General features: G+C 37.3%; 28 protein-coding genes. 23 read left to right on the forward strand and 5 right to left on the reverse strand.

Annotated elements, in window-relative coordinates; genetic code table 11:
• Positions 1 to 909, reverse strand: coding sequence for an alpha/beta hydrolase (locus tag NST91_RS09695; protein ID WP_341333521.1), 909 nt, complete (start codon positions 907 to 909; stop codon positions 1 to 3).
• Between the two features lie 214 nt (positions 910 to 1,123).
• Here NST91_RS09695 and NST91_RS09700 point away from each other — a divergent pair, with 214 nt between their 5' ends.
• Positions 1,124 to 4,183, forward strand: a complete 3,060-nt coding sequence (locus NST91_RS09700; protein ID WP_341330962.1) for an efflux RND transporter permease subunit — start codon at positions 1,124 to 1,126, stop codon at positions 4,181 to 4,183.
• Positions 4,184 to 4,228: 45 nt separating this feature from the next.
• Here the strand turns inward: NST91_RS09700 and NST91_RS09705 are convergent, their stop codons facing one another.
• The gene (locus tag NST91_RS09705) at positions 4,229 to 4,357 is read right to left on the reverse strand and encodes a hypothetical protein (protein WP_341330963.1); all 129 of its coding nucleotides are present in this window, start codon (positions 4,355 to 4,357) and stop codon (positions 4,229 to 4,231) included.
• Positions 4,358 to 4,413: 56 nt separating this feature from the next.
• On the reverse strand, positions 4,414 to 5,313 hold the full coding sequence (locus tag NST91_RS09710; RefSeq protein WP_341330964.1) for a hydroxymethylglutaryl-CoA lyase: 900 nt from the start codon (positions 5,311 to 5,313) through the stop codon (positions 4,414 to 4,416).
• Between the two features lie 464 nt (positions 5,314 to 5,777).
• Between NST91_RS09710 and NST91_RS09715 the strand changes: the two genes are divergently transcribed.
• From NST91_RS09715 to NST91_RS09730, 4 genes are all read left to right on the forward strand, one after another.
• Complete coding sequence (locus NST91_RS09715; protein ID WP_341330965.1) at positions 5,778 to 6,965, forward strand: acetyl-CoA C-acetyltransferase; 1,188 nt, start codon at positions 5,778 to 5,780, stop codon at positions 6,963 to 6,965.
• Positions 6,966 to 6,977: 12 nt separating this feature from the next.
• The gene (locus tag NST91_RS09720; protein WP_341330966.1) at positions 6,978 to 7,667 is read left to right on the forward strand and encodes a CoA transferase subunit A; all 690 of its coding nucleotides are present in this window, start codon (positions 6,978 to 6,980) and stop codon (positions 7,665 to 7,667) included.
• A gap of 13 nt (positions 7,668 to 7,680) precedes the next feature.
• Complete coding sequence (locus NST91_RS09725; RefSeq protein WP_341330967.1) at positions 7,681 to 8,337, forward strand: CoA transferase subunit B; 657 nt, start codon at positions 7,681 to 7,683, stop codon at positions 8,335 to 8,337.
• 90 nt (positions 8,338 to 8,427) lie between these two features.
• Positions 8,428 to 8,676: a DUF3886 domain-containing protein gene (locus tag NST91_RS09730; protein WP_341330968.1), complete on the forward strand. Its 249-nt coding sequence runs from the start codon at positions 8,428 to 8,430 to the stop codon at positions 8,674 to 8,676.
• Positions 8,677 to 8,709: 33 nt separating this feature from the next.
• Here the strand turns inward: NST91_RS09730 and NST91_RS09735 are convergent, their stop codons facing one another.
• Positions 8,710 to 9,633 carry an aldo/keto reductase gene (locus tag NST91_RS09735; protein ID WP_341330969.1) on the reverse strand — a complete coding sequence of 308 codons (924 nt, stop codon included), beginning with the start codon at positions 9,631 to 9,633 and terminating at the stop codon, positions 8,710 to 8,712.
• 99 nt (positions 9,634 to 9,732) lie between these two features.
• A complete protein-coding gene (gene mciZ / locus NST91_RS09740; protein ID WP_341330970.1) occupies positions 9,733 to 9,876 on the reverse strand; it encodes a Z-ring formation inhibitor MciZ in 144 nt (47 codons plus the stop codon).
• A gap of 89 nt (positions 9,877 to 9,965) precedes the next feature.
• Between mciZ and NST91_RS09745 the strand changes: the two genes are divergently transcribed.
• The 18 genes from NST91_RS09745 to spoVAE all read left to right on the forward strand — a co-directional run bounded on the left by NST91_RS09745 (position 9,966) and on the right by spoVAE (position 24,947).
• A complete protein-coding gene (locus tag NST91_RS09745) occupies positions 9,966 to 10,517 on the forward strand; it encodes an NUDIX hydrolase (RefSeq protein WP_341330971.1) in 552 nt (183 codons plus the stop codon).
• Positions 10,518 to 10,524: 7 nt separating this feature from the next.
• The gene (locus NST91_RS09750) at positions 10,525 to 11,691 is read left to right on the forward strand and encodes an endonuclease Q family protein (RefSeq protein ID WP_341330972.1); all 1,167 of its coding nucleotides are present in this window, start codon (positions 10,525 to 10,527) and stop codon (positions 11,689 to 11,691) included.
• 964 nt (positions 11,692 to 12,655) lie between these two features.
• A complete protein-coding gene (gene spoIIM, locus NST91_RS09755; RefSeq protein ID WP_341330973.1) occupies positions 12,656 to 13,303 on the forward strand; it encodes a stage II sporulation protein M in 648 nt (215 codons plus the stop codon).
• 114 nt (positions 13,304 to 13,417) lie between these two features.
• Positions 13,418 to 13,888: a ferric iron uptake transcriptional regulator gene (gene fur, locus NST91_RS09760; RefSeq protein ID WP_099360602.1), complete on the forward strand. Its 471-nt coding sequence runs from the start codon at positions 13,418 to 13,420 to the stop codon at positions 13,886 to 13,888.
• A gap of 278 nt (positions 13,889 to 14,166) precedes the next feature.
• Positions 14,167 to 14,394, forward strand: coding sequence for a YqzK family protein (locus NST91_RS09765; RefSeq protein WP_309101073.1), 228 nt, complete (start codon positions 14,167 to 14,169; stop codon positions 14,392 to 14,394).
• Between the two features lie 6 nt (positions 14,395 to 14,400).
• The gene (gene xerD, locus NST91_RS09770; RefSeq protein ID WP_341330974.1) at positions 14,401 to 15,291 is read left to right on the forward strand and encodes a site-specific tyrosine recombinase XerD; all 891 of its coding nucleotides are present in this window, start codon (positions 14,401 to 14,403) and stop codon (positions 15,289 to 15,291) included.
• A gap of 293 nt (positions 15,292 to 15,584) precedes the next feature.
• A complete protein-coding gene (gene deoB, locus NST91_RS09775) occupies positions 15,585 to 16,778 on the forward strand; it encodes a phosphopentomutase (protein ID WP_341330975.1) in 1,194 nt (397 codons plus the stop codon).
• A gap of 2 nt (positions 16,779 to 16,780) precedes the next feature.
• Positions 16,781 to 17,593, forward strand: coding sequence for a purine-nucleoside phosphorylase (locus NST91_RS09780; protein ID WP_341330976.1), 813 nt, complete (start codon positions 16,781 to 16,783; stop codon positions 17,591 to 17,593).
• Positions 17,594 to 17,633: 40 nt separating this feature from the next.
• On the forward strand, positions 17,634 to 18,935 hold the full coding sequence (locus tag NST91_RS09785) for a pyrimidine-nucleoside phosphorylase (RefSeq protein WP_341330977.1): 1,302 nt from the start codon (positions 17,634 to 17,636) through the stop codon (positions 18,933 to 18,935).
• Positions 18,936 to 19,039: 104 nt separating this feature from the next.
• Positions 19,040 to 20,200, forward strand: a complete 1,161-nt coding sequence (locus NST91_RS09790) for a D-alanyl-D-alanine carboxypeptidase family protein (RefSeq protein ID WP_341330978.1) — start codon at positions 19,040 to 19,042, stop codon at positions 20,198 to 20,200.
• 127 nt (positions 20,201 to 20,327) lie between these two features.
• Positions 20,328 to 20,678 (forward strand): anti-sigma F factor antagonist, encoded by a 351-nt coding sequence (gene spoIIAA / locus NST91_RS09795; protein ID WP_099360595.1) that lies wholly within the window; start codon positions 20,328 to 20,330, stop codon positions 20,676 to 20,678.
• Positions 20,678 to 21,118, forward strand: coding sequence for an anti-sigma F factor (spoIIAB, locus tag NST91_RS09800; protein WP_341330979.1), 441 nt, complete (start codon positions 20,678 to 20,680; stop codon positions 21,116 to 21,118). Before spoIIAA ends, spoIIAB begins: the two co-directional genes overlap by 1 nt.
• Positions 21,119 to 21,130: 12 nt before the next feature.
• Positions 21,131 to 21,889: an RNA polymerase sporulation sigma factor SigF gene (sigF, locus tag NST91_RS09805; protein ID WP_099351763.1), complete on the forward strand. Its 759-nt coding sequence runs from the start codon at positions 21,131 to 21,133 to the stop codon at positions 21,887 to 21,889.
• 134 nt (positions 21,890 to 22,023) lie between these two features.
• Positions 22,024 to 22,644: a stage V sporulation protein AA gene (locus tag NST91_RS09810; RefSeq protein WP_341330980.1), complete on the forward strand. Its 621-nt coding sequence runs from the start codon at positions 22,024 to 22,026 to the stop codon at positions 22,642 to 22,644.
• Positions 22,634 to 23,053, forward strand: coding sequence for a stage V sporulation protein AB (locus tag NST91_RS09815; protein WP_341330981.1), 420 nt, complete (start codon positions 22,634 to 22,636; stop codon positions 23,051 to 23,053). The genes NST91_RS09810 and NST91_RS09815 overlap by 11 nt, the downstream gene beginning before the upstream one ends.
• Positions 23,054 to 23,091: 38 nt before the next feature.
• A complete protein-coding gene (gene spoVAC, locus NST91_RS09820) occupies positions 23,092 to 23,553 on the forward strand; it encodes a stage V sporulation protein AC (protein ID WP_341330982.1) in 462 nt (153 codons plus the stop codon).
• Positions 23,554 to 23,576: 23 nt separating this feature from the next.
• Positions 23,577 to 24,593, forward strand: coding sequence for a stage V sporulation protein AD (spoVAD, locus tag NST91_RS09825; RefSeq protein WP_341330983.1), 1,017 nt, complete (start codon positions 23,577 to 23,579; stop codon positions 24,591 to 24,593).
• A gap of 3 nt (positions 24,594 to 24,596) precedes the next feature.
• Positions 24,597 to 24,947, forward strand: coding sequence for a stage V sporulation protein AE (gene spoVAE, locus NST91_RS09830; RefSeq protein ID WP_341330984.1), 351 nt, complete (start codon positions 24,597 to 24,599; stop codon positions 24,945 to 24,947).
• Positions 24,948 to 24,951 lie beyond the last annotated feature (4 nt).

The raw sequence follows: 24,951 nt of genomic DNA on the forward strand, positions 1-24,951 counted from the left end.
TCAGTCCCTTACATAGTTGGCAAAAAAATCATCAATTACTTTTTCATAGGCCTCTTTGTTATCAGCAAAAGAGTATGCATGCTTTCCTCTTTCGGCAATTAACATTTGCTTGGGTCCTTCTTTCATTTTATAAAGCTCCATTGTCATTTCGGGTAAAATATAATCATCCTTAGCACTGTGGATAAATAATACCGGATTTTTAATATTTTGTATCACGGACACGGGGGAAACATCTTTGATGCTATATCCATCCCGTAGCTTTAAAAATATATTGGCAAAGGGAAGAACAAGTGGAGCTGGAATTTTATAATCAACTTTTAAAAGATACTTCAATTGTGCTTCAAAGTCGGAAAACGGGCAGTCCACAATATAGAAATCTGCTCCATCCTCAATCATCCCAGCGTAAAGGAGAGTTGTCACAGCCCCCATAGATTCCCCGTGAATACCAATGGTACTATTTTCCCCATATTTTTCTTTAACCCAAGTAACTACCGATTCTAGATCGAATTTTTCATAGTGACCATAGCTCGTTGTTTTTCCACCAGTTTCTCCATGGCGTCGATGATCGTATAAAAGGACATTCCAATCACGTTTCAAGAAAAGCTTCATGTATTTTATTGAATTTAATTTGTTTTGAGTTACACCGTGAGAGATAATAATAAATCTGTTTTTTTCCGTTCCTTTAACAAACCAGCCTTTAATCGGGTATCCGAATTTTGATTGGATGGTAATGTCCTCCTTTTGAATAGACTGGACTTCATCCAAAGTTAAACGGCCTTCCCTCGTCTCACGTTCAAGAATTTCGTCATCAGTTTTCTTCTTCATAAACATCACAATGTTTGTAAAAATCATTCCAATTGTGGCCATGTAGCCGATGAGAATACCGAGTAATATAACTATTTTTTTCATTCTTTTCATGAAAAAACGCTCCTTCTAAAAATCCGATTAAATATGTAAGCTCTCTTTATTATATCCTTTTTCTACTGATTCTCCATAATTTTCCTAAGTCTTAAGTCTTACATCAAGATAAATCTCCGGATCATTATGCCATTTTCCTTATGACGATATGATTAATTTATACAAAAATACTAAATTTTACCTATTAGGAAAGAGGAGATGGACTTTGAAGCTATTTAAATTTATTGTACAACGGAAAATTCTGATTTCATTAATGATTTTTCTAGTAACTGTAGTTGGCAGCTATTCACTATTAAAAGTAGACAAAGAGCTAATGCCTCCCGTAAAGCTAGATGGAGCCTTTGTTGAAATTTACGCAGGTGAAATGGCAGCAATTGAAGTGGAAAGAACCATAACAAACCCTATTGAACAAAAGATCTTAGCAATAGAAGGAGTGGAGGATGTTCAGTCAACAACAAATATCGGTAGGACTACTCTAAATCTAAGCTTTGAAGCAGGGCGTGGCGAAGAAATCTATAAAGAGGTAGAATCAGCCATTGCATCTGCTAGGTCAGAGTATCCCAGCATTACCGATGTTACATCGGGTCAGTATGGCGGGAGTCAAAGCTATGAATTTTTTATGGATGTTTCGGGTGGAAACATGGAAGAAATGTCTGCATTTGCAAAAGACAATTTAGCGCCTAGATTAGAAGCCTTGCCTGAGGTGAGAGACGTTTTACTTACTGGGATAGAAGAGCAAGAGGTTGCAATTAAAATTGACCGTGGAAAATTACATGAGCATCATCTTGATGTAAACCAGATAATCACGGCAGTTCAACAGTCTAACAGTGAAGCAACTTTAGGAGAATTACAAAATGACAAGGATTCACCTTCCCTAAGATGGAGTTCTAAGGTGGAAAATATTAAGGATATTGAAAATATTTCGATTCCAATCCAAAATGGTTTTATTCAGCTAAAGGATGTTGCAAACATAACAATTCAATCACTCGAAAATAATTCGTATGTATGGAAAAACGGTTCTCAAGATTTCCTTCTTGTACAAATCGGACGCGTTTCCAATGTCACACAAATCGAGATGGCCAAAGCAATACGTGCGGAAGTAAAGAAAATTCAAAACGAAAATCTTGTTAAGGATTTTGAATTAAATGAAGTTGTGGCCCAAGCGGATTATGTCAGTGATTCAATAGATGGAGTGAAGGATAATATTTTAATTGGTGGAATCATTGCCATTGTCATTTTATTACTTTTCCTACGTAATATTAGGGCAACCTTTATTATCGGTTTAACGATCCCTTCTTCTGTGCTTTTAACCTTTACAGCGATGTGGCTGTTTGATTATAGCTTTAATATGCTTACACTACTTGGACTTGGACTAGGAATAGGGATGATGGTGGATTCCTCTATTGTAATCCTAGAAGCTATTTATAAGAAGAAGGAACTTGGCTTGGGTAGGTTTGAAGCGGTTATTGAGGGGACTAGGGAGGTAGCCTCGGCGGTAATTGCATCTATGCTGACAACCATCGTGGTTTTCCTGCCAATTGGTTTAATCGGTGGGGAGATGGGGGAGTTTGTCATTATGCTGTCAGCTGTAGTGGCAATAACCTTAATAAGTTCTGTAGTGATATCATTTACATTGATTCCGTCTCTATCTGAAACATTTTTAAAGCTTAGAAGACCAACAAAATTGAAAAAAGACTCAATTATGATGAGGGGCTATCGTAACGTTGTGTCTTGGGTGATTAGAAAGAAAAGAAATAGCTTTGCAGTAATCACACTGTTTCTCTTGATGCTAATCGGTTCCCTATTTCTTGTAACGAAAATACCGATGACAATTATGCCTGATATGTTGAACCGTTATTCAGAGCTTGCTGTAGACTTGGAACCAGGTTTATCTTTGGAAGAAAAACAAAGTGTAGTTAGTGAAATAAATCAAAGACTGCAGAAAGTGGAAGACGTAGAAACGAATTATGTAATGGATAATGGATCCATGCTATACACCATTATTAATATGACAAAGGGAAACCAAATAAAGGTTGAGCAAAAGGAAGTAAATGAAAATATTCTTGAGGCGTTACGAGATATGCAGGAAGATCATCCAATTTTGGGAGTTCAAAGTGCGATGGCAGGCGGTGGAGGGTTTCCTGTTCAAATAAATATTAAAGGTGATAGTTTTGAGCAACTTCAAACAATTTCAAACAAATTCATTGATGAGCTTCAGAAAGTAGATGGGGTTTCGGCAATTACAAATTCAATTGAAAGAACCTCTGAAGAGCAAATGATAGTGGTAAAAGAAAAAGAAATTGAGAAGGCAGGCTTATTTCCTTCACAAATTAAACAATTTATTGAAGAATCCTTTATTCAAATGCCGGTCGGCACGTTGCAAAACCAGGATGAAACAATGCCTTTAACTCTTAGCTGGGAAAAAACACCTGCTACAAAAGCGGATTTACTGGATATGAAAATGTCTATTAATGGGGGGGAAGAACCACTTTCTTCATATATAAAGCTTACAAGTGTTCAAACACCAAATGAGATTATTCATTCAGATGGGGAAAGACTTGTTACGATTTCAGCAGATATTAAGAACCGTGATCTCGGGGCTGTGAATCGGGATATTCAAAAAATAATTGAAAGTTTTGAAACACCTACTGGGTATACGCTTACCGCTGGTGGTGATTTAGAGCAACAGCAAGAATTAATGACGGATATGATTTTTGTATTTGCGATTTCCATCTTTCTCGTTTATTTGGTGATGGCCGTTCAATTTAACCACTTTGGGCATCCATTGCTTGTAATGTCCGTTATTCCGATTACAATCATTGGTGTGATTTTAGGATTGTTTATAACAAAAATGGAATTAAACCTTATCTCGGGAATGGGGATTATTATGCTAATTGGTATTGTTTTGAATAATGCCATATTGCTCATCGATAGAACAAATCAACTGCGAAAGGAAGGCAATACGATTCAAGAAGCTCTTATAGGAGCCGGCAATGATCGGATTCGACCGATTTTTATGACAACCTTGACAACAGTTGGTGGTATGCTTCCACTTGCCCTTGAATCCGGAGCCTCTGGGAATTATCAGGCTCCAATGGCAACCGTCATAATCTCAGGACTTTCATTTGCAACTCTAATTACATTGTTTTTAATTCCTGCTGTTTACCGATTGTTTTCATTTTCAAAGTCAACGGAAACTCGTAAAGAAAGAAGTGAAGTACGATCGAAAGCTAAGGTAAAGGCAGAAATAGTACCTAAAATCTAAAAAAAAACCCTGGTCAGTGCATTTAAACTAGACCAGGGGATTTTGCTATTGCTCTGAATTTTGGCGGTTTGTGGGGTGAATGGCTTTTTCCATTTCCTCAGCAGCCATTGTATTGTTTGTCGTATCAGCATTTGGTTTACCTTTTTGAGAACGACCTTTTTCTCGTTTTGCCAATCATAAACACTCCATTCCTGAAATTTCATCAATAGGTTGTGGAGTTTTCAAACAAATTATTCCTGGTTAGCAGACTGTAACCTGTAATACTTGCTTTCGATAGGACGGGTCAGATAGGGTTTAATGACATCAACAGCCTCTACAAGTTTTGAAAGTTCAAGGCCTGTTTGTATCCCCATCTCTTCAAGCATATACACAACATCTTCAGTGGCAACATTGCCAGTCGCCCCGGGTGCAAACGGGCACCCACCTAATCCACCAGCTGATGTGTCAAAACGATTAACTCCTGCTTGGAGAGCAGCTATCACATTTGCAAGTGCCATCCCGCGAGTATCATGGAAGTGAGCAGTCATTAGTATATTTGATAGCTCTTTTTTTAGCTTTGAAAAAAGAGAAAAAACATCTTTTGGAGTTGCTTTTCCTATCGTGTCGGCAACACTTAATTCATCAACACCATATTGGACAAAGGTAGAGCATAGCTTTAAAACAGCTTCTTCATCCACTTTTCCTTCATATGGACAATAAAAGGCGGTCGAGATACAGGCACGAACAAAATAACCTTTTGATTTTAATTCCTTAATAACAGGTTTTAGTTCCTCCATACTCTCAGTTGTTGTTTTATTAATATTTTTCTTATTAAAGCTTTCACTAACACCAACAAAAACAGCAACGGCTTTACACTTTGTATCGTAAAGTCTTTCAATACCTTTGCGATTTGGTGCGAGAACAATATTTCGAGTACTGTCTAAGCATGATGTAATAATTTCTTTTGCGTCCTTCATTTGTGGCACCCATTTTGGTGAGACAAATGAGGTAAGCTCCATTTCTTGTAGGCCTGCAAGTTTTAGTTTGTGAATAAAATCAATTTTTACTTCGGTTGGTATTAAGCTTTTTTCGTTTTGCAATCCATCTCTTGGTCCTACTTCAATAATCGTGACTTGCTCAGGTAATTGCATATACAACCCTCCAGCAAAATGCCTTATTCTAAGAGGATGTTCAAAAAGTCGGCCGAAAATGACACATCGAATTTCTGGGTGCATCGCTCCTGTAACATCATGAATAACTAGGTTATGCGCTTGCATCTACAAGTTTAATCTCGAAGTCAATTCCTCAGCGCAAGGCTGTAATGATGTTAAGTCAAGCAGTTGCCTCGCTCCGGTACTCAAAGCTGCGCCGCCTTGAACTTTCGACGCACAGGACGTGCTAGTGTCGACAATGCCACAGGACGTGGCGTTTTTGTCGACGCGGTCCTTTTCAACCTCCTTTTTGAACACGATCTATTACTCTTATTCTATTAGAGGCATTTCGTGGAAAGCAAGAATTATAGGAAATTAGACAAAATAAGAGGTATTTCGAAAAAAATCAAGAAATATATATGGTAATGAATACATAAAACGTAATAGTAAAGGGAGATGTTGATATGAATAATGAAGTTTTAATTGTAAGCGCTGTCAGAACGGCGATTGGTAGTTTTGGAGGGAGTTTGCAATCTGTTTCAGCCCCAGATCTGGGTGCTGTCGTGATTAAAGGAGCATTGGAAAAGGCAGGTGTTGATTTAAAGCTTGTAGATGAAGTCATTATGGGGAATGTTCTGCAAGCTGGAGTAGGACAAAATCCAGCAAGGCAGGCTGCGATAAAAGCAGGGTTACTACAGGAAACACCGGCAATGACAATTAACAAGGTATGTGGTTCTGGATTAAAAGCTGTGCACATAGCGACACAGGCAATCATTGCGGGTGATGCGGATGTGATAGTGGCTGGCGGGATGGAGAATATGAGCCAGGCTCCTTATCTTTTAAAGGGAGCACGAAATGGCTTTAAAATGGGCGACCAAAAAATGATTGATAGCATGATTTCCGATGGGTTATGGTGCGCGTTTAATGATTATCATATGGGAATTACGGCAGAAAATTTATGTGATAAATATGAGATTACAAGAGAAGAACAGGATCGTTTCTCAGCAAGGAGCCAGGAAAGAGCAGTAGCGGCAATTGAGGCAGGGAAATTTAAAGAAGAGATTGTGCCTGTAGAAATTCCACAACGTAAAAAAGATAGCATTGTCTTTGATACAGATGAATACCCTAAAGCAGGTACTACTGTTGAAAAATTAGGGAATTTACGTCCCGCATTTAAAAAGGACGGTACTGTAACCGCTGGGAATGCATCAGGAATAAATGACGGAGCAGCCGCATTCGTTATCATGAGTAAGAAGAAAGCGATGGAACTCGGTATTAAAGGATTAGTCACCATTAAAGCAAACGGAAATGCCGGTGTTGACCCAAGTATAATGGGGATTGGACCAGTTGCTGCAGTGAAAAAGGTGATGGAAAAGTCTGGATTAAGCGTTAGTGATATGAATTTAATTGAGGCAAATGAAGCGTTTGCTGCCCAGTCAATTGCCGTTGACCGCGAACTTCATTTTAACCATGATATTTTAAATGTAAATGGGGGAGCAATTGCCCTTGGACATCCAATCGGTGCTAGTGGTGCGAGAATTCTCGTCACTCTTATTCATGAACTAAAGCGCCGTAATGAGCGCTATGGATTAGCGACCCTATGTATTGGCGGCGGTCAAGGTGTTGCAACAATTGTTGAAAATATTGAATAGTGGGGTGTACTAATGAAACCAATATATTCCTCGTTTCAGGAAGCTGTAGAGCAAATCAAGGACGGTTCCACGATAATGGTTGGTGGATTTGGCTTATGTGGGATTCCAGAAAATTTAATTTTAGCATTGGCCAAGTCTGGGGTTAAGGACTTAACCGTAATTTCAAATAACTGCGGTGTTGATGATTGGGGTCTTGGACTGCTTTTACAAAACAAACAGATTTCAAAAATGATAGGTTCATATGTTGGTGAAAACAAAGAATTCGAACGACAGGCATTATCAGGCGAACTTGCGGTTGAACTTGTCCCACAGGGAACACTGGCTGAAAAGATACGAGCTGGTGGAGCGGGGATTCCTGCATTTTATACACCTGCAGGAGTAGGAACACCTATTGCTGAGGGAAAAGAAACCCGAATATTTAATGGAAAAGAATATGTATTAGAAGAATCATTCATAGCAGACTTCAGCCTGGTCCGTGCCGAAAAGGCAGATAAAATGGGGAATTTGATCTATAACAAAACAGCTCGAAATTTTAACCCAATGATGGCCGCTGCCGGTAAGGTTACAATCGCTGAGGTCGAAGAGCTCTATGAGATAGGGGAACTTGACCCGAATAGGATTCACACACCAAGTATCTATGTCCAAGGGCTCATTGTTGGTGAACAAAAGAAGCGGATTGAACGATTAACATTATCTAAATAAGGGGGAGTAGGCTTTGACAAATACTCGAGAAAAGATTGCGAAGAGGGCTGAAAAAGAAATTGAAGATGGCTTTTATGTAAATCTTGGAATCGGCATGCCAACCCTTGTTGCAAACTATATTTCTTCAAATAAACAGGTTGTACTCCAATCAGAGAATGGGTTACTTGGGATTGGTCCATATCCAACAGAAAAAAATGTTGACCCTGATTTAATCAATGCCGGAAAAGAAACCGTCACCGCTATTCCTGGTGCAGCTTATTTTGACAGTGCAGAATCATTTGCGATGATTCGCGGGGGGCATATTAATATTGCTATTCTTGGCGGAATGGAGGTTTCAGAGACAGGGGACCTAGCAAACTGGATGATCCCAGGCAAAATGATTAAGGGAATGGGCGGAGCAATGGATCTCGTACACGGGGCTCAGAAAATCATTGTGATAATGGATCATGTAAATAAAAAAGGAGACGCGAAAATCCTCAAAGAATGTACACTTCCTTTAACCGGTAAAGGAGTTGTAAATCGGATTATTACAGATCGTGCCGTACTCGATGTAACAGAAAATGGGTTAAAATTAGTAGAGGTGGCTAAAGGTTTTTCGGTTGAAGATATAAAGGCTTCTACAGAGCCCGATCTTCTAATTAATGATAGCGTTATCCTAAACGCGTATTAGTATAGAAATATTGGCGAGTAGCCACCGAGCGGTAATTCACCTTTTTATGATATAATAGCTGTGAAATGGTTGACGGATGGAGGGAATAATATGGCTAAAAAGAAACAAAAGCCATCTGTTAAAAGGCAAAAAGATGAAAAGCTAAGTCTTGGAGATTTACTAAATGAGGATATTGTTTCGAAACTAAAAAATACTCAACAGCAGTTAAAGGAAGAAGAGCAAAAGAAACAAGAAGAGGCGATTGAAAGACAAAGAGAAGAACGTAGACAACGAGAAAAGAATAAATCATTTGAGGAACTATTGGAAGAAAGTAGCCTTAAATGGTCAGATTTTAAATAATAATACCCCCACAGGAACTGTGGGGGTATACATTTATCTATGTTGATCGTAAATTGATGCTTTTGTAAGGTCTCTAATCTTCTGAACCTGTTCAGCTGTAAGAGGTGTCGAATTTGCAGCTGCTACATTATTTTTGATTTGTTCAAGGGAGCTCGCACCTGCAACAACTGAAGCAACAGTATCGTCAAACAAACAATATTGCAATGCAACTTGGGTTAAAGAACGATCAACTGCTAAGTCGGACTTTAAACTCGAAATTACAGTTTCAAGCTCTTCAAAAGCATAATCAAGATATCCATTTTGTTTCATACTTTGACTAGCATTCTCTAATGGACGATTGGTGAGTATCCCTTTAGCAACTGGACCACGTGCTACTACACTAATTTGATGATCATTTAGATAGGGAAGTATCTGCTCTTCTGGGCGACGGTCTAGAATACTATATTGCATCATTACACTTACAATGGATGATTTTGTAACAAATTCTCGTATTACATTCGGGCGAATTGAGGAGATTCCATAATAACGTATGACACCTTCTTGTTTTAATTCTTCGAATGCTTCAATGGTCTCATCGATAGGATCTTCCATTGTTCCTCCATGGAGCTGGTAGAGATCAATATAATCAGTTTGCAAGCGTCGCAAGCTATCCTTAACAGCAGATTTTATGTATTTTTTTGAAGGGTCCCAGGACCATCCCTTTTTCCCCTCCTCAAATCGATTTCCCACTTTAGTGGCTAGTATAATCTCTTGTCTTTTCTGCTTTATGGCTTTTCCAACAAATTCCTCATTAAGCCCTTGATCATATAAATCAGCTGTATCTAAATAGTTGATTCCCATATCTAATGCGGAATCAATCAGTTGTAGCGCTTTTTTTTCCTCTGTTCCAACAGACATACAGCCTAGCCCGATTTTACTCACATATAAATCGGAAGTGCCAATTCTTCTTTTTTCCATACTGTCCCCTCCAAGATTTAGTTTCCTTCTATCATCTAGTCATATCTTATCCTTTTCATTTCAGAACTACAAATGATATGAAGGGGATGTATCGTGGGCTTATTTTTTCTCTTTATTTCCTTTTCCTTGATTAATCCATTCTTGAACAGTTCGGTAGGAACGGCTATATTCCTTAAGTTTTGCACGAATTTCCCAAGCCTTTCCTACTAAAGCTACACGATTTTCACCAATCACAATTTTCATAGCAACCCCCTATGAACTTTTAAAATAAGAAAAGAACTATGCTAAAATGTATGAAGTAGTATGATTTAGTAGAACAAGGAGCTGGCGAAATGGATCACTTAGTAGAAAAGACAATAAAGAGGGAAGTGCTTTTTGAAGGAAAGATTATTGATTTACATATAGAAGAGGTAGAGTTGCCTAATGGACATACGAGTAAAAGAGAGCTTATTAAACATCCAGGAGCCGTTGCAATTCTTGCAATAACGGATGAAAAGAAAATTGTGATGGTACAACAGTATCGAAAAGCACTTGATAAGGTGATTGTTGAGATACCTGCTGGTAAACTTGAAAAAGGCGAAGCACCTGAAATTACTGCTAGAAGAGAATTAGAAGAAGAAACGGGTTATGATTGTGAAACATTGACACCTTTAATTTCATTTTATACATCACCGGGTTTTGCAGATGAATTGGTTCATCTTTTTATTGCGAAAGACTTAAAGAAAATTGAAAATCCAGCAAGCTTGGATGAAGATGAATTTGTCGACGTCCTTGAGGTATCATTGGAAGAAGCCCTTGAGCTTTTAAGTGAGAAGAAAATTTATGATGCTAAAACAGCTTATGCAGTGCAGTACCTACAATTACAACAAGCATTAGGAGAATAAGCTAAAGATGAACAATTATTATGTAGATCTCCATATCCATATTGGGAGAACGAATTCGGGTAGACCCGTAAAAATTACGGGTGCTAAATCACTTACAATTGGAAATATCCTTCATGAATCCACCGAAATCAAAGGAATGGATATGATAGGTGTAATTGATTGCCATGTTCCAGAAGTCATTGGGGAGCTCGAAACATTAATCGAAAGTGGAGAAGTGTATCCCTATGAGGAAGGCGGACTGCGCTTTAAGAATGTTACCCTCATTTTGGGAAGTGAGCTTGAAATCTATGATGAGAATTGTAAAGGACCTATCCATGTTCTCGCTTTTATGCCAACGATTGAAAAAATGAAAGAATTTACGGTTTGGCTATCTGAACGAATGAAAAACATAACCTTAAGCTCGCAAAGAATATATGTAGGAGCTAGAGAACTGCAAAGTAAGGTTAAGGAGTTAACTGGAATTTTTATTCCTGCACATGTATTCACACCCTATAAAAGTATGTATGGTCGAGGAGTGAAACAATCGTTAACTGAAGTATTTGATGAGAATTTAATTGATGGAATCGAACTCGGATTGAGCTCGAATACAGATATGGCTGACCAAATAATAGAATTGCATCAATTCACTTTTGTTTCTAATTCAGATGCTCATTCGTTACCGAAGATTGCTAGAGAATATCAAATTATGAAAATGAAGGAGCCTACATTTGAAGAACTAAGGCTTGTACTCCATCAACAAGATGGAAGGGAAGTTGTTGCGAATTATGGGTTAGATCCTTTATTAGGGAAATACCATAAAACAACATGTGATAAATGTTTAACCATAATTGAGGATGTAACAGCTGAGGTGTGTCCTAGCTGCGGTCATCAAGGGTTTGTCAAAGGGGTGTTTGATAGGCTTCGGGAGTTAAAAAACACGGATAAATCAAATCCAAATCGACCTCCATATGTACACCAGGTACCGCTCGAATTTATTCCGGGGTTAGGACCGAAAACCTTACAAAAACTTAGAGATTATTTTAAAACAGAGATGGCCATCCTTCATGAGGTTCCCGAAGAAGAACTTAGACGTGTCGTCAAAGCCCAGATCGTCGATATTATCATTCAAGCTAGAGAAGGAAAACTTCGTCTAAAATCAGGCGGAGGCGGAAAATATGGAAAAGTTGACTCCTAAAAGGGAGTCTATCGGTTATTTTGTAGAAACGTTGTTACTGCATAGTATTTAATACAGTCACAAAATGGTTATGTAATTAGCACCCTTATTAGCAACTTGACGATAGCTGTTGTCGTCGTGCGAATAAGGGTATTTTGTATTCTCAAGGAACGTAATAGTCGTCTGTTTTACATTTTTATGGATATTACGAATGACTTCATACTGCGAATCTATAGAAAAGCATACGCATTCCATTTTTACGAATGCATTTATCGCCATTCTAATTAAAATCAATACGCAAATGGATAGTTTTTACATTCTTTGTCTCTTTTGAAATCACTATTCCCGTTTTTTGGATTTTGCGAATGGCTTCATACTGTCAATTTATCTAAAAGCATACGCATTCCCTTTTTACGAATGCTTTTATCACTTTTCTATTTAAAAACGATACACAAGTGGATAAATTTTACATATTCAATCTCTTTTGAACTCACTATTCCCGTTTTTTGGATTTTGCGAATGGCTTCATACTGTCAATCTATCTAAAAGCATACGCATTCCCTTTTTACGAATGCATTTATCGCATTTTTACTTAAAAACAATACACAAGTGGATAATCTTTCACATATTTAATCACTTTTGAAATCACTATTCCCTTTTTATGGATATTGAGAATGACTTCATGCTGCCAATTAATATAAAAGCATACGCAATCCTTTTTTACGTATGATTTTCTCGCTTATTTACTTAAAAAACGATACAATAGTGGAAAATTTTAACATTTTGTTCTTTTTAAATCATTCTACCTTTCTTGAACTTGAAGACACTTTATTCTAGCAATCTATACTAAGCAAACACATTCCTTTTTACGTGCTGATTTTTTAATTATAAATTTTCGATTTACTAGAAATACTTTTGGCAAGTTGTCATAGAAGTCTATTTTTCCTCATAGAATCTAGTAGAAGATTGATAGGAGGAACGATAGATGAGAAAGCAACAGCCCTATAAAAAAATTGTAGCTAGCCATTTTCGGGAACATTCATCCATATATTTATTTATTTCTGTACTATTCCTAATGGGTGTCATATTTGGAGCAATTGTTGTAAATAGTTTAAATTTCAGTCAAAAAGAAGATCTCTTTTTCTACTTAAGCCGCTTTTTTGGAGAAGTATCTGAAGGAACTTATGCCAATTCAGGCGATATGTTCAAACAAAGCTTCCTTCATAATCTGAAATATGTGGGACTTATGTGGATACTGGGAATCTCCATCATCGGTCTACCAATTATTCTTATTCTCTTATTCTTAAAAGGGGTAGTCGTTGGTTTTACAGTTGGCTTTCTCGTCAATCAAATGGACTGGAGCGGATTTCTCTTATCATTTGTTGCCGTACTACCACAAAACTTATTAATCATCCCAACATTTATTATCGTAGGAACAATTGCCGTTTCATTCTCATTAAAAATGATTCGCCAGCAATTTATGAAACGAATGAACGAGCCTGTATTACAATTACTTACACGATATTCAATCCTAATGGTCGCCGTTAGTTTTGTCATTCTAATTGCATCGGCTGTTGAGGCATTTGCTTCACCAGTACTAATGAAAGAGGTAATAGATGTAATAAATAAGTAAGAATGAATATTAAATGAAAATAATTATTCTTTGTTATTTATAATTATTTTATTTGGACAGTGCCCCTTCTTCTGGTATAATAATGAAGTAACGGCGAGGGAGGGGCAGTTTTACATGGAAAATCGGATTGATCGAATAAAGAAACAGTTGCATTCGTCTAGCTATAAGCTTACACCACAGCGTGAGGCGACCGTTCGGGTACTGCTTGAACATGAAGAAGATCATTTAAGTGCCGAAGACGTTTACCTCCTTGTAAAAGAAAAGTCGCCAGAAATCGGCTTAGCAACTGTATATCGGACACTTGAATTACTTACAGAATTAAAAATCGTTGATAAAATAAATTTCGGAGATGGTGTATCTAGATACGACCTTCGCCAAGAAGGAGCAGCACATTTCCATCATCACCTCGTATGTATCGAATGTGGTGCTGTTGACGAAATTCAAGAGGATTTACTTGAGAACGTTGAAGAAATTGTTGAAAAGAACTGGAACTTTATCATTAAGGACCATCGATTAACTTTCCATGGAATTTGTCATCGTTGTCATGATAAAGAGACTAAAGAAGAAACTGATAATCTCGAATAAAGCACCCTTTTCCTTTAGAGGAGAGGGGTTTTTTTATTTTCATAATTTACTAGGATGTTAAAGAAATTAGAAAAAATGGGATAAGCACGTATAAAACCATGTAAAATTGGCATATCTTCTAATAGACAAATGTATTAACTTATTCAGCCGGATTTTATATTTGCCTGAAAAAAGTTAAGGCCTTCGGTGGATGCTTCGGATTTTCAAAGAAAGTTTATTGAGTAACTCGAAATCTGGGCGCAAATATGCCAAGGCGTATTTGATTGGAGGATTACTAGATGAGACAATGGTTTCGTGTTGTATATGATACGTTAAAGGTTTTTGTATTGTTTACTGGATGCACAATTCTTTTTTATTATGGTATTATATGGATTAATGAGGAATATCAAAATTATCACAAATATGATGAGCCAGAAGGTTCCTCAGTGAAGGCAACCTCAATGATTGAAGAAAAAGAGGAAGGCCTATTAGACAGATTACTGTTTTTTTACCGAAATGGGGAGTAGAGACCAGTGGAAGATCAACTAAAGGATTATTTGCATTATTTAGTTGTCGAAAGAAGACTTGCAACAAATACAGTAAAGTCCTATGAACGAGATTTAAAAAAGTACTATCAGTATGTAACCAAGGTTGAAAATATTACTGCCTTTAATGATGTAAATCGTCTTCATGTTATTCATTTTTTGAAGCATTTAAAAGAACAAGGGAATTCTTCAAGAACGTTGGCTAGAAATATTGCGTCGATACGGTCATTTCATAAATTTTTATTTCGTGATAAAATAACTGACCATGATCCTACTGAACAGATTGAAACGCCGCAAGCAGAACGCAAATTACCAAAGGTATTAAATATTTCTGAAGTAGAGGCATTGTTAGATGCACCTAAATTGGACAACCCACTTGGTATTCGTGATAAGGCAATGCTTGAGCTCTTATATGCGACAGGTCTTCGTGTTAGTGAACTCATAAACTTAAATCTAGCCGATATCCATTTATCAATGGGTTTCATCAGATGTCTTGGAAAAGGGAATAAGGAGCGAATTGTCCCGCTTGGAAGTGTTGCAACAAAGGCATTACAAGCTTATTTAGATAATGGTCGTGCTCAACTAGTGAAACGGAAAAAAACGGACGCTTTTTTTGTGAATCATCATGGTAATCGCTTGACAAGACAAGGATTCTGGAAAAATTTAAAGAAAATTACTAAAGAAGCTCAAATTGAAAAAGAACTTACACCACATACCCTTCGTCACTCATTTGCGACGCATCTTTTGGAAAATGGTGCAGACCTACGAGCTGTGCAAGAGATGCTCGGACATGCAGATATTTCAACCACGCAAATATATACTCATGTTACAAAAACGCGGCTTAAGGATGTTTATAAAACATATCATCCTCGTGCATAGTAGATTGCTAGACAAATTGTCTAGCTTTTTTTGTTACGGATTGTTGCGGCAAGAGAGTACCAGGAGCGTAAATCACTCTATATTTAAAAACAATAATTTTTATAGAATAGGGACATTTGTTAAAATAATGTTATCAATTTGACTATTACACTCATAATCTACTTGAAAATACATACTCTCACACGTATACTTTGAGATGTCAGACTTCTGACATGTGTGCATGTATGAAATAATGAGTAACTTGAAGCTAGAAGGGAAAAATACAACATAGAATATATTTGGGAGGGATTTACATGTCTAATTATACATATAAGCGAATATTTCTAATTGTCATGGATTCTGTTGGAATTGGAGAAGCGCCGGATGCAAAAAAATTTGGTGATGAAGGTTCAGATACATTTGGACATATTGCGGAAAAAATGAATGGTTTACATATGCCTAACATGGCAAAGCTTGGCCTAAGTAATATTAGAGAAATTAAGGGAATACCTGTACAAGACGAGCCACTTGCATATTATACAAAAATGCAAGAAGCATCAAATGGAAAAGATACAATGACAGGACATTGGGAAATCATGGGTTTACATATCGAAACACCATTTAAGGTCTTCCCTGAGGGGTTTCCAAAAGAGCTATTAGATGAAATTGAAAAACGTACAGGGCGCGGAATTTTAGGGAATAAACCAGCATCGGGTACCGAAATTCTTGATGAACTCGGTGAAGAGCATATGAAGACTGGGAAATTAATTATCTATACTTCTGCAGATTCAGTTTTACAAATTGCAGCACATGAGGAGATAGTACCGATAGATGAACTTTATAAAATTTGTGAAATTGCACGTGAATTAACACTAGATGAAAAATATATGGTAGGACGCATCATCGCTCGTCCATTTGTTGGGGAACCTGGTCAATTCACTAGAACATCAAACCGTCATGATTATGCCTTAAAGCCGTTTGAACGAACTGTAATGAATGAATTAAGTGATAGTGGGTTTGATGTGATTGCAATCGGAAAAATATCAGATATTTATGATGGTGAAGGAGTCACTCAATCACTACGAACAAAGTCAAATATGGATGGAATGGATAAATTAGTTGAAACACTTGATATGAATTTTACAGGCCTGAGCTTTGTCAATTTGGTTGATTTTGATGCATTGTTTGGACATCGTAGGGATCCTATAGGCTATGGAAAAGCCTTGGAGGAGTATGATGCCCGTTTACCGGAAGTATTTGAAAAACTTACTGATGACGATTTATTAATTATCACAGCAGACCATGGAAACGATCCGGTTCATACTGGAACAGATCATACACGAGAATATGTGCCTTTACTGGTCTACAACAAAAAAATGGATGGTGGAAAGGAATTACCATTACGTTCAACGTTTGCGGATGTTGGTGCAACAGTAGCGGATAATTTTAATGTAACACCACCTAAACATGGAAAAAGCTTTCTACAAGAAATTAATGGAGGAAAATAAGAATGGATATGAACGTTATTGATAAATCTGTACAATTTTTAAAAGAGAAAAGCTCTACTACACCTGAAATTGGGTTGATACTTGGCTCAGGACTTGGTGTTTTGGCGGATGAAATTGAAAATCCAATTAAAGTGGCATATGACCAAATTCCAGAGTTTCCAGTGTCTACTGTTGAGGGGCATGCCGGTCAACTCGTATTTGGTACATTACAAGGAAAATCAGTTGTCGCCATGCAGGGACGATTTCATTTTTACGAAGGTTATAGTCTAGATAAAGTCACATTTCCTGTTCGCGTTATGAAAGAGTTAGGTGTCACAACTCTAGTTGTTACAAATGCCGCAGGAGGAGTGAATGAATCGTTTCAACCAGGCGACTTAATGATTATTTCGGATCATTTGAATTTTGGTCAAAATCCATTAATTGGGCCAAATGATACAAGGTTTGGAGCAAGATTTCCAGATATGTCTGAAGCATATACAAAGGAACTCAGGACAATTGCAAAAGAAGTGGCAAATGAATTGAATATATCAATCAAAGAAGGCGTTTATGTTGGTATGACTGGTCCATCTTATGAAACGCCTGCAGAAATTAAAATGCTTCGCACACTTGGAGGCGATGCCGTTGGGATGTCAACAGTTCCTGAGGTAATTGTTGCACGTCATGCCAATTTAAAAGTACTAGGAATTTCCTGTATTTCAAATATGGCAGCAGGCATTTTAGATCAGCCGCTAACCCATGATGAAGTAATTGAAACAACAGAAAAAGTAAAAACTGACTTTTTATCACTAGTAAAACAGATTGTAAAAAAAATCTAGATCAGCTAATAAAAATAGAGAATAGAAAAAGGTGAAAACAATGAGAATGGTAGATCTAATCGAAAAAAAACGTGATGGTAAGGAATTGACATCAGAAGAAATATCATTTGTTGTTTCCGGATATACAAATGGTGAAATCCCTGATTATCAAATGAGTGCTTTTACGATGGCTGTTTTTTTTAAGGAAATGACAAAGCAGGAACAAGCAGATTTTACCATGGCAATGGTTCAGTCTGGTGATACAATTGACCTCTCAGGAATTGAAGGGATCAAAGTTGACAAGCATAGCACGGGTGGTGTAGGTGATACGACCACATTGGTGCTTGCGCCACTCGTTGCGTCAGTAGGGGTTCCAGTTGCAAAAATGTCAGGAAGAGGTTTAGGACATACTGGTGGAACGATAGATAAATTAGAATCAGTTTCAGGCTTTCATGTAGAAATTAATAATGAAGAATTTATTCGTCTTGTCAACCAAAATAAGGTAGCTGTCATCGGTCAAAGTGGGAATTTAACACCTGCAGATAAAAAGTTATATGCGCTAAGGGATGTTACAGCTACTGTAAACAGCATTCCATTGATTGCAAGCTCAATTATGAGTAAGAAAATTGCAGCTGGAGCAGATGCAATTGTTTTAGATGTAAAAACAGGTGCAGGTGCATTTATGAAGGATTTGGACGATGCAAAGGAATTAGCAAAAACAATGGTTGATATCGGGAATAATGTAGGCCGCAATACGATGGCAATTATTTCAGATATGAGCCAACCGCTTGGGTTTGCAATTGGTAATGCACTTGAGGTTAAAGAGGCGATCGACACGCTAAAAGGGGAAGGTCCTGATGATTTACAAGAGCTTTGCCTCGTTTTAGGAAGCCAGATGGTGGTACTAGCAAAAAAAGCGAACACTCTTGAAGAAGCTAGAAACTTGCTTGAGGAATCCATTAAAAATGGGAAAGCACTAGAATCCTTTAAAACTTTTTTATCTTCACAAGGTGGAGATCCATCTGTCGTAGATTCACCGGATAAACTTCCAAAAGCAAAATACCAATTTGAATTTGAAGCTGAATCAGAAGGATATGTTTCAGAGATTATTGCTGATTCTATCGGAACAGCGGCGATGCTTTTAGGTGCTGGAAGAGCAACGAAGGAATCATCTATCGATTTAGCTGTTGGGCTTGTACTTCGAAAGAAAATTGGCGACAAAGTATCAAAAGGCGAAAGCTTAGTAACCATTCATAGTAATTTTGAAAATATTGATGAGATTAAAAAGAAACTTTCAGAGAGTATCTTGATCTCACAAAATCCAGTAACAGCACCAACATTAATCATTGATAAAATTTCATAAATTTACATTGATACCGAGGATAAAATCCTCGGTTTTTTTATTTTTTGTATATTTTTTAATTTCTTGGAAAAAATGGGAAGGTATAAAGAATGGAGGGTTTGGAGATGAAACGCGTATTTAGTCTGTTAATTTCAACACTGATAATTTTTACTTTTAGCCCTTTCGCTTCCGCACAGGAATCAACTGTTGATTTAGCGAATAATGCAAAATCTGCAATTCTTATTGAACGTGATACAGGGAAGGTACTTTACGAGAAAAATAGTGATGAAAAGCTTTCCCCTGCGAGCATGACAAAAATCATGACAATGCTGTTAATCATGGAAGCTCTTGATAAAGGTAGTATCACCTATTCTGAGAAAGTTAGAACAAGTGAACACGCCGCATCTATGGGTGGATCACAAATCTTCCTTGAGCCAGGCGAAGAAATGACGGTTGAAGAAATGTTAAAAGGAATTGCAATCGGTTCAGGAAATGATGCATCAGTAGCCATGGCAGAAAAGATAGCAGGCTCTGAAGAAGCTTTCGTTGAAATGATGAATAAAAAAGTGGAGGAATTAGGCCTTAAAAATACTTTATTTCAAAATCCAACTGGCCTTCCTGCGGAAAATCATTATAGCTCTGCCCACGACATGGCAATCATGGCAAAGGAATTGCTAAAATACGAGGATATTACTAAATTCACGGGTCAATACGAGGATTATTTACGTCAAAACACTGAAAATAAGTTTTGGCTAGTTAATACCAATCGCCTTGTCCGATTCTATCCAGGTGTGGATGGCTTAAAAACTGGCTTTACAACAGAGGCAAAATATTGCTTAACAGCTACTGCCGAAAAGGAAAATATGCGTCTGATCTCGGTTATCTTTGGAGCCCCAACACCAAAAGATCGTAATGCACAAGTAACAAAAATGCTTGATTTTGGATTTAGTCAGTACAAGACACATCCTTTATATGAACGCAATCAGGAAGTTGCTGAAGCAAAGGTAAGTAAGGGTAGTGAAAAAAGGATAAAGCTTGTTACGTCAGAACCAATTTCACTATTAACGAAAAAAGGTGAAAAAGTTGATGATGTACAAAAAGAAGTGGTTGTCGCTGAAAAGCTAAATGCGCCGATTAAAAAAGGTGACGATATTGGAAAATTGGTAATTAAAAAAGATGGAAAAGTATTAAGTGAAAGCCCTCTTGTTGCGGACAAAGATATTGATGCTGCTAGTTGGTGGAAATTATTTAAGCGTACAATGGGGTCGTTTAATAGAACTCCATAAGGAATCCTTTTCTTTTAATAAATACCTACTTTTTTTGCCGAATGAACACTAGTTTTGTCATCTAGAAGGATTCTACCATGTAAATAGCGAAAAGACTCACTATACGATTTTAAGGAGGCATTGTAAAGTGAGTCTTGGTATTGAACTTGAGGTAAAACACAATGTGTTATGTATTCGGCTTACAGGTGAGCTAGACCATCATACAGCTGAAGAATTACGATTAAAGGTGACAGATACGATTGAAAGTAATCAAATTAATCACATCTTATTGAATCTTGAAAAGCTTACTTTTATGGATAGCTCAGGATTAGGTGTCATTTTAGGAAGATACAAACAAATAAAAAATTTAGGTGGAGAAATGGTTGTTTGTTCAATTTCTCCGCAGGTCGAACGTTTATTTGAAATGTCAGGACTTTTCAAAATCATTCGATTAGAGCGTAGTGAGTCGTTTGCGCTTCAGTCATTGGGGGTGGCGTAATGAAAAACGAAATGCACCTTCAGTTTTCTGCACTAAGCCAAAACGAATCATTTGCTCGTGTTGCAGTAGCAGCATTTATTACACAACTCGATCCAACCTTAGACGAACTCACAGAAATTAAGACAGTTGTGTCTGAGGCCGTAACAAACTCAATTATTCATGGATATGAAAGTGACCCAAGCGGGATTGTTTATATTTCATGCAAAATTGAAGACAGTACTGTATATATCACCATAAGAGATGAAGGAATTGGAATTAATAATCTCGAGGAAGCAAGGCAGCCATTGTTTACAACAAAGCCAGAACTCGAACGCTCGGGTATGGGCTTTACAATCATGGAAAATTTCATGGATGAGTTTGATGTAGAAACAGGTTCAGCTAGAGGTACAACATTACGGCTAACAAAGCATTTATCAAAGAGTAAAGCGTTATGCAATTAAGGAGACTTGCCAATGGATGTGGAGGTCAAGAACACCAAAAGTGAAACGTATTTAAAAGATAATGAAGTTAAGAATCTAATCAAACTCAGTCAAGAAGGACGACAGGAAGCACGTGATTTAATCGTCCAAAAGAATATGAGGTTAGTTTGGTCTGTTGTACAAAGGTTTTTAAATCGAGGCTATGAACCAGATGATTTGTTTCAAATAGGCTGCATTGGACTTTTGAAGTCAGTTGATAAATTTGATTTATCATATGACGTGAAATTTTCAACCTATGCTGTACCAATGATTATCGGTGAAATCCAACGTTTTATACGAGATGATGGAACGGTAAAGGTGAGTCGTTCCTTAAAGGAGACCGGAAATAAAATCCGAAAAGCCAAGGATGAATTGTCAAAGCAGTTTGGTAGGGTTCCTACGATTGCAGAGATAGCCGAGTACTTGGAAATTACTCCCGAAGATGTTGTTTTAGCACAAGAGGCAAGTCGAGCACCTTCATCTATACATGAAACTGTATATGAAAATGATGGTGATCCAATTACATTACTTGATCAAATAGCAGATAATAATGAAACAAAATGGTTTGATAAGATTGCTTTAAAAGAAGCAATTCGCGAGTTAGACGAGCGTGAGAGACTAATCGTTTTCCTCCGCTATTACAAGGATCAAACCCAATCCGAAGTCGCGACGAGGCTTGGTATATCCCAAGTTCAAGTATCCCGACTAGAGAAAAAAATATTGCAGCAAATGAAAGACCGAATGGACGTTTAATCCATTCGGTTTTTTGTTTTTTCTCATTTAATTAAGCCGTGGTAATTCTTGGAGTTTGCTGTCTAATCGCATTAGAAGATAAAGATTTAACATACTACATATATAAGGAAAACAATGTGTAGGGTGTGAAAGAGATGGAAAAATCAATTTATCTCCGAATGCGCCATCGCGTACTAGTACAACCCAATGCAACAATAAAAATAGGACAAATCGTACAGATTAGTGCGGAAGAAAAGGTTGCACAGGAAATTAAAAATATCGTCATTCATCAAGTAAGTAAAAAAGACAAAAACATTGTTGTCATTGATGTAATGAAGGTGATTGATCAGATTAGAAGACAATTTCCCCAAATTGATGTTCAAACGGTAGGGCCTGCACAAACAATCATTGAAATTGCCATAAAGAAAAGAAGGTTTACACCTGCACTATTTGTGGCCGTTTGGTTTTTATTATTTGTTGGAGCTGCACTTACCATGATGAATTTCCATGAAGATGTATCGATGAGGGAGGTTCATATTCGCATCTATACTATGATTACTGGTGATGAGGTTCTAAAACCATTGCTTTTCCAAATACCGTATTCAATAGGTTTAGGTCTAGGGATGATTTTATTTTTTAATCACTTCTTCCGCAAACGTCTTAACGAAGAACCAAGTCCACTTGAAGTAGAAATGTTTAATTACCAACAGGATTTAGATAACTATCTCATTATTACAGAAAATAAAGAAAGTATGAAGCACGTCGATGACAATTAAGGTCCTTCTTATTATCTTTCTTGGATTAGGAAGTGGACTAGCGGTTGGTGGAGGTTTTGTTGCCTTTTTGGCAGTATTAGGGATCATCCCAAGGCTTACACAATTAACGAAAACGATGAAATTCATTCGTTTTTATGAATGGGGTGTAGTGCTCGGTGCTGTATTCGGTAGCTGGTTTACTCTAAATGATCAGATCTTTTATTTATGGGATCTGGTAGTACTTCCAGTGGGATTAGCGAGTGGGATATTCGTTGGTATGTTGGCTGCTGCTCTTACTGAGGTACTGAATGTTTTTCCGATATTAGCTAAAAGAATTGGGATTGAAAATAAAATCGTAATATTGGTCATGGCGATTGTTTTCGGAAAAATTGTTGGGTCCTTGTTCCAATGGATCTATTTTGTAAAATAACATATTCTTATATTTTGCACGCGAGGAGTGAACATAAAGTGGCTACTAAGAAAAAGATCAAAGACGATTATAAAAATAGTATTAAGAAGTACCAGCCAAAGCCACGATACTTTATTAATTGTCTTAAAGCATTTCTTGTAGGTGGAGCGATATGCTGTGTCGGACAAGGAATCCAAAATTTCTATATGACGGTCTTTCACTTTTCAGAAAAGGATGTTGGAAATCCAACTGTAGCAACCCTTATATTAATTTCTGCCTTGCTAACTGGCTTTGGTCTATACGATAAACTTGGTCAGTTTGCAGGAGCGGGGTCTGCAGTTCCTGTAACAGGTTTCGCAAATTCGATGACGAGTGCCGCAATGGAATATAAAAGTGAAGGTATCGTATTAGGGATCGCCACAAATATGTTTAAGCTAGCAGGAAGTGTTATCGTATTTGGAGCTGTTTCTGCGTATATTGTGGGGATTATTCGATACTTCTTTAGGCTCACAATTTCTTGAATGATTGCAAGGAGTGGACTTTAATGAGGCTAGTTGGAAAACAAACATGGGTATATAAAAACCAAATCTATTTAAATTCAACGGGTACGGCGGTTGGACCAAAAGAAGGTCAAGGTCCTTTAGGCGCTAGTTTTGATATAAAATATGATGATTTGCATTGTGGTGAAGATTCTTGGGAATTAGCTGAAAGAAGACTAATGGTTGAATCTGTTGATTCTTGTCTGCAAAAAGTAAACTTAACAAATGATGATATAGATTTCTTTTTAGCAGGTGATTTGTTAAATCAAAACGTGACGACAAACTATACAGCGAGACACCACCAAATCCCTCTAATATGTATGTTTGGTGCTTGTTCCACATCTATGGAGACACTGGCTGTTGGATCAGCATTAGTCGATGCCGGATTTGCAAACCGTATACTAGCATCTACTAGCAGTCATAATGCGACAGCAGAAAGGCAATTCCGATATCCAACTGAATATGGTGGACAAAAGCCTGATTCTGCAACATTTACAGCTACCGGTGGGGGAACAGCTCTTGTAAGTAAAGAGAAAGGTCCAATCCGAATTACATCTGCAACAATTGGAAGGGTCATGGATTTAGGAATAACAAATCCATTTGATATGGGTTCTGCAATGGCACCAGCTGCTGCAGATACCATCATTCGACATTTTAAGGATTTAAATATCAATCAAGATGAATATGATTTGATTGTCACTGGTGACTTATCAGGTGTAGGAAGCCCTATTTTGAAGGAAATGGTTAAAGAAGAAGGCTATGATTTAGGTAATAAATATAATGATTGTGGGCTTATGTTGTATCATTCAGACCAGGAAGTTTTTGCGGGTGGAAGTGGTTGTGCGTGTTCAGCAATTGTAACCTATGGACATATTGTCAAAGAATTAATTAGCGGCAATTTAAATAAAGTTTTCATTGTTGCAACGGGTGCACTCCTTAGCCCAACCATGATACAACAAAAAGAAACAATTCCTACAATCGCACATGGTGTTGTTTTGGAAAGAGTACAGGGTGGTGAGTAAGATATGGAATATTTATATGCTTTTTTAGTCGGAGGAGCAATATGTATTGTAGGACAACTCTTACTTGATTTTGCAAAATTAACACCTGCTCATGTAATGAGTATTTTTGTCGTACTTGGGTCAATCTTAGATGGATTTGATTTATACGACAATTTAATAAGATTTGCAGGCGCTGGTGCAACTGTTCCAATTACGAGCTTTGGTCATTCCCTTTTACATGGTGCCATGCAAAGTGCAGAGGATCATGGTTTTATAGGAATCGCTATGGGAATCTTTGAATTGACGTCTGCTGGTATATCCTCCGCAATATTGTTCTCTTTCTTAGTTGCATTGATCTTCAGAGCGAAAGGATAGCATA

Source organism: Ferdinandcohnia sp. FSL W7-1320 (genome assembly GCF_038050315.1).
Lineage (GTDB): Bacteria > Bacillota > Bacilli > Bacillales > Bacillaceae_L > Ferdinandcohnia > Ferdinandcohnia aciditolerans.

What these genes read in the sequence shown, in the direction of transcription:
- NST91_RS09695 (WP_341333521.1), bottom strand. Translation starts at nt 909, where the DNA reads ATGAAAAAAATAGTTATATTACTCGGTATTCTCATCGGCTACATGGCC.
- NST91_RS09710 (WP_341330964.1), bottom strand. Translation starts at nt 5,313, where the DNA reads ATGCAATTACCTGAGCAAGTCACGATTATTGAAGTAGGACCAAGAGAT.
- NST91_RS09715 (WP_341330965.1), top strand. Translation starts at nt 5,778, where the DNA reads ATGAATAATGAAGTTTTAATTGTAAGCGCTGTCAGAACGGCGATTGGT.
- NST91_RS09720 (WP_341330966.1), top strand. Translation starts at nt 6,978, where the DNA reads ATGAAACCAATATATTCCTCGTTTCAGGAAGCTGTAGAGCAAATCAAG.
- NST91_RS09730 (WP_341330968.1), top strand. Translation starts at nt 8,428, where the DNA reads ATGGCTAAAAAGAAACAAAAGCCATCTGTTAAAAGGCAAAAAGATGAA.
- NST91_RS09735 (WP_341330969.1), bottom strand. Translation starts at nt 9,633, where the DNA reads ATGGAAAAAAGAAGAATTGGCACTTCCGATTTATATGTGAGTAAAATC.
- mciZ (WP_341330970.1), bottom strand. Translation starts at nt 9,876, where the DNA reads ATGAAAATTGTGATTGGTGAAAATCGTGTAGCTTTAGTAGGAAAGGCT.
- NST91_RS09745 (WP_341330971.1), top strand. Translation starts at nt 9,966, where the DNA reads ATGGATCACTTAGTAGAAAAGACAATAAAGAGGGAAGTGCTTTTTGAA.
- NST91_RS09750 (WP_341330972.1), top strand. Translation starts at nt 10,525, where the DNA reads ATGAACAATTATTATGTAGATCTCCATATCCATATTGGGAGAACGAAT.
- spoIIM (WP_341330973.1), top strand. Translation starts at nt 12,656, where the DNA reads ATGAGAAAGCAACAGCCCTATAAAAAAATTGTAGCTAGCCATTTTCGG.
- fur (WP_099360602.1), top strand. Translation starts at nt 13,418, where the DNA reads ATGGAAAATCGGATTGATCGAATAAAGAAACAGTTGCATTCGTCTAGC.
- NST91_RS09765 (WP_309101073.1), top strand. Translation starts at nt 14,167, where the DNA reads ATGAGACAATGGTTTCGTGTTGTATATGATACGTTAAAGGTTTTTGTA.
- deoB (WP_341330975.1), top strand. Translation starts at nt 15,585, where the DNA reads ATGTCTAATTATACATATAAGCGAATATTTCTAATTGTCATGGATTCT.
- NST91_RS09780 (WP_341330976.1), top strand. Translation starts at nt 16,781, where the DNA reads ATGGATATGAACGTTATTGATAAATCTGTACAATTTTTAAAAGAGAAA.
- NST91_RS09785 (WP_341330977.1), top strand. Translation starts at nt 17,634, where the DNA reads ATGAGAATGGTAGATCTAATCGAAAAAAAACGTGATGGTAAGGAATTG.
- NST91_RS09790 (WP_341330978.1), top strand. Translation starts at nt 19,040, where the DNA reads ATGAAACGCGTATTTAGTCTGTTAATTTCAACACTGATAATTTTTACT.
- spoIIAB (WP_341330979.1), top strand. Translation starts at nt 20,678, where the DNA reads ATGAAAAACGAAATGCACCTTCAGTTTTCTGCACTAAGCCAAAACGAA.
- sigF (WP_099351763.1), top strand. Translation starts at nt 21,131, where the DNA reads ATGGATGTGGAGGTCAAGAACACCAAAAGTGAAACGTATTTAAAAGAT.
- NST91_RS09810 (WP_341330980.1), top strand. Translation starts at nt 22,024, where the DNA reads ATGGAAAAATCAATTTATCTCCGAATGCGCCATCGCGTACTAGTACAA.
- NST91_RS09815 (WP_341330981.1), top strand. Translation starts at nt 22,634, where the DNA reads ATGACAATTAAGGTCCTTCTTATTATCTTTCTTGGATTAGGAAGTGGA.
- spoVAD (WP_341330983.1), top strand. Translation starts at nt 23,577, where the DNA reads ATGAGGCTAGTTGGAAAACAAACATGGGTATATAAAAACCAAATCTAT.
- spoVAE (WP_341330984.1), top strand. Translation starts at nt 24,597, where the DNA reads ATGGAATATTTATATGCTTTTTTAGTCGGAGGAGCAATATGTATTGTA.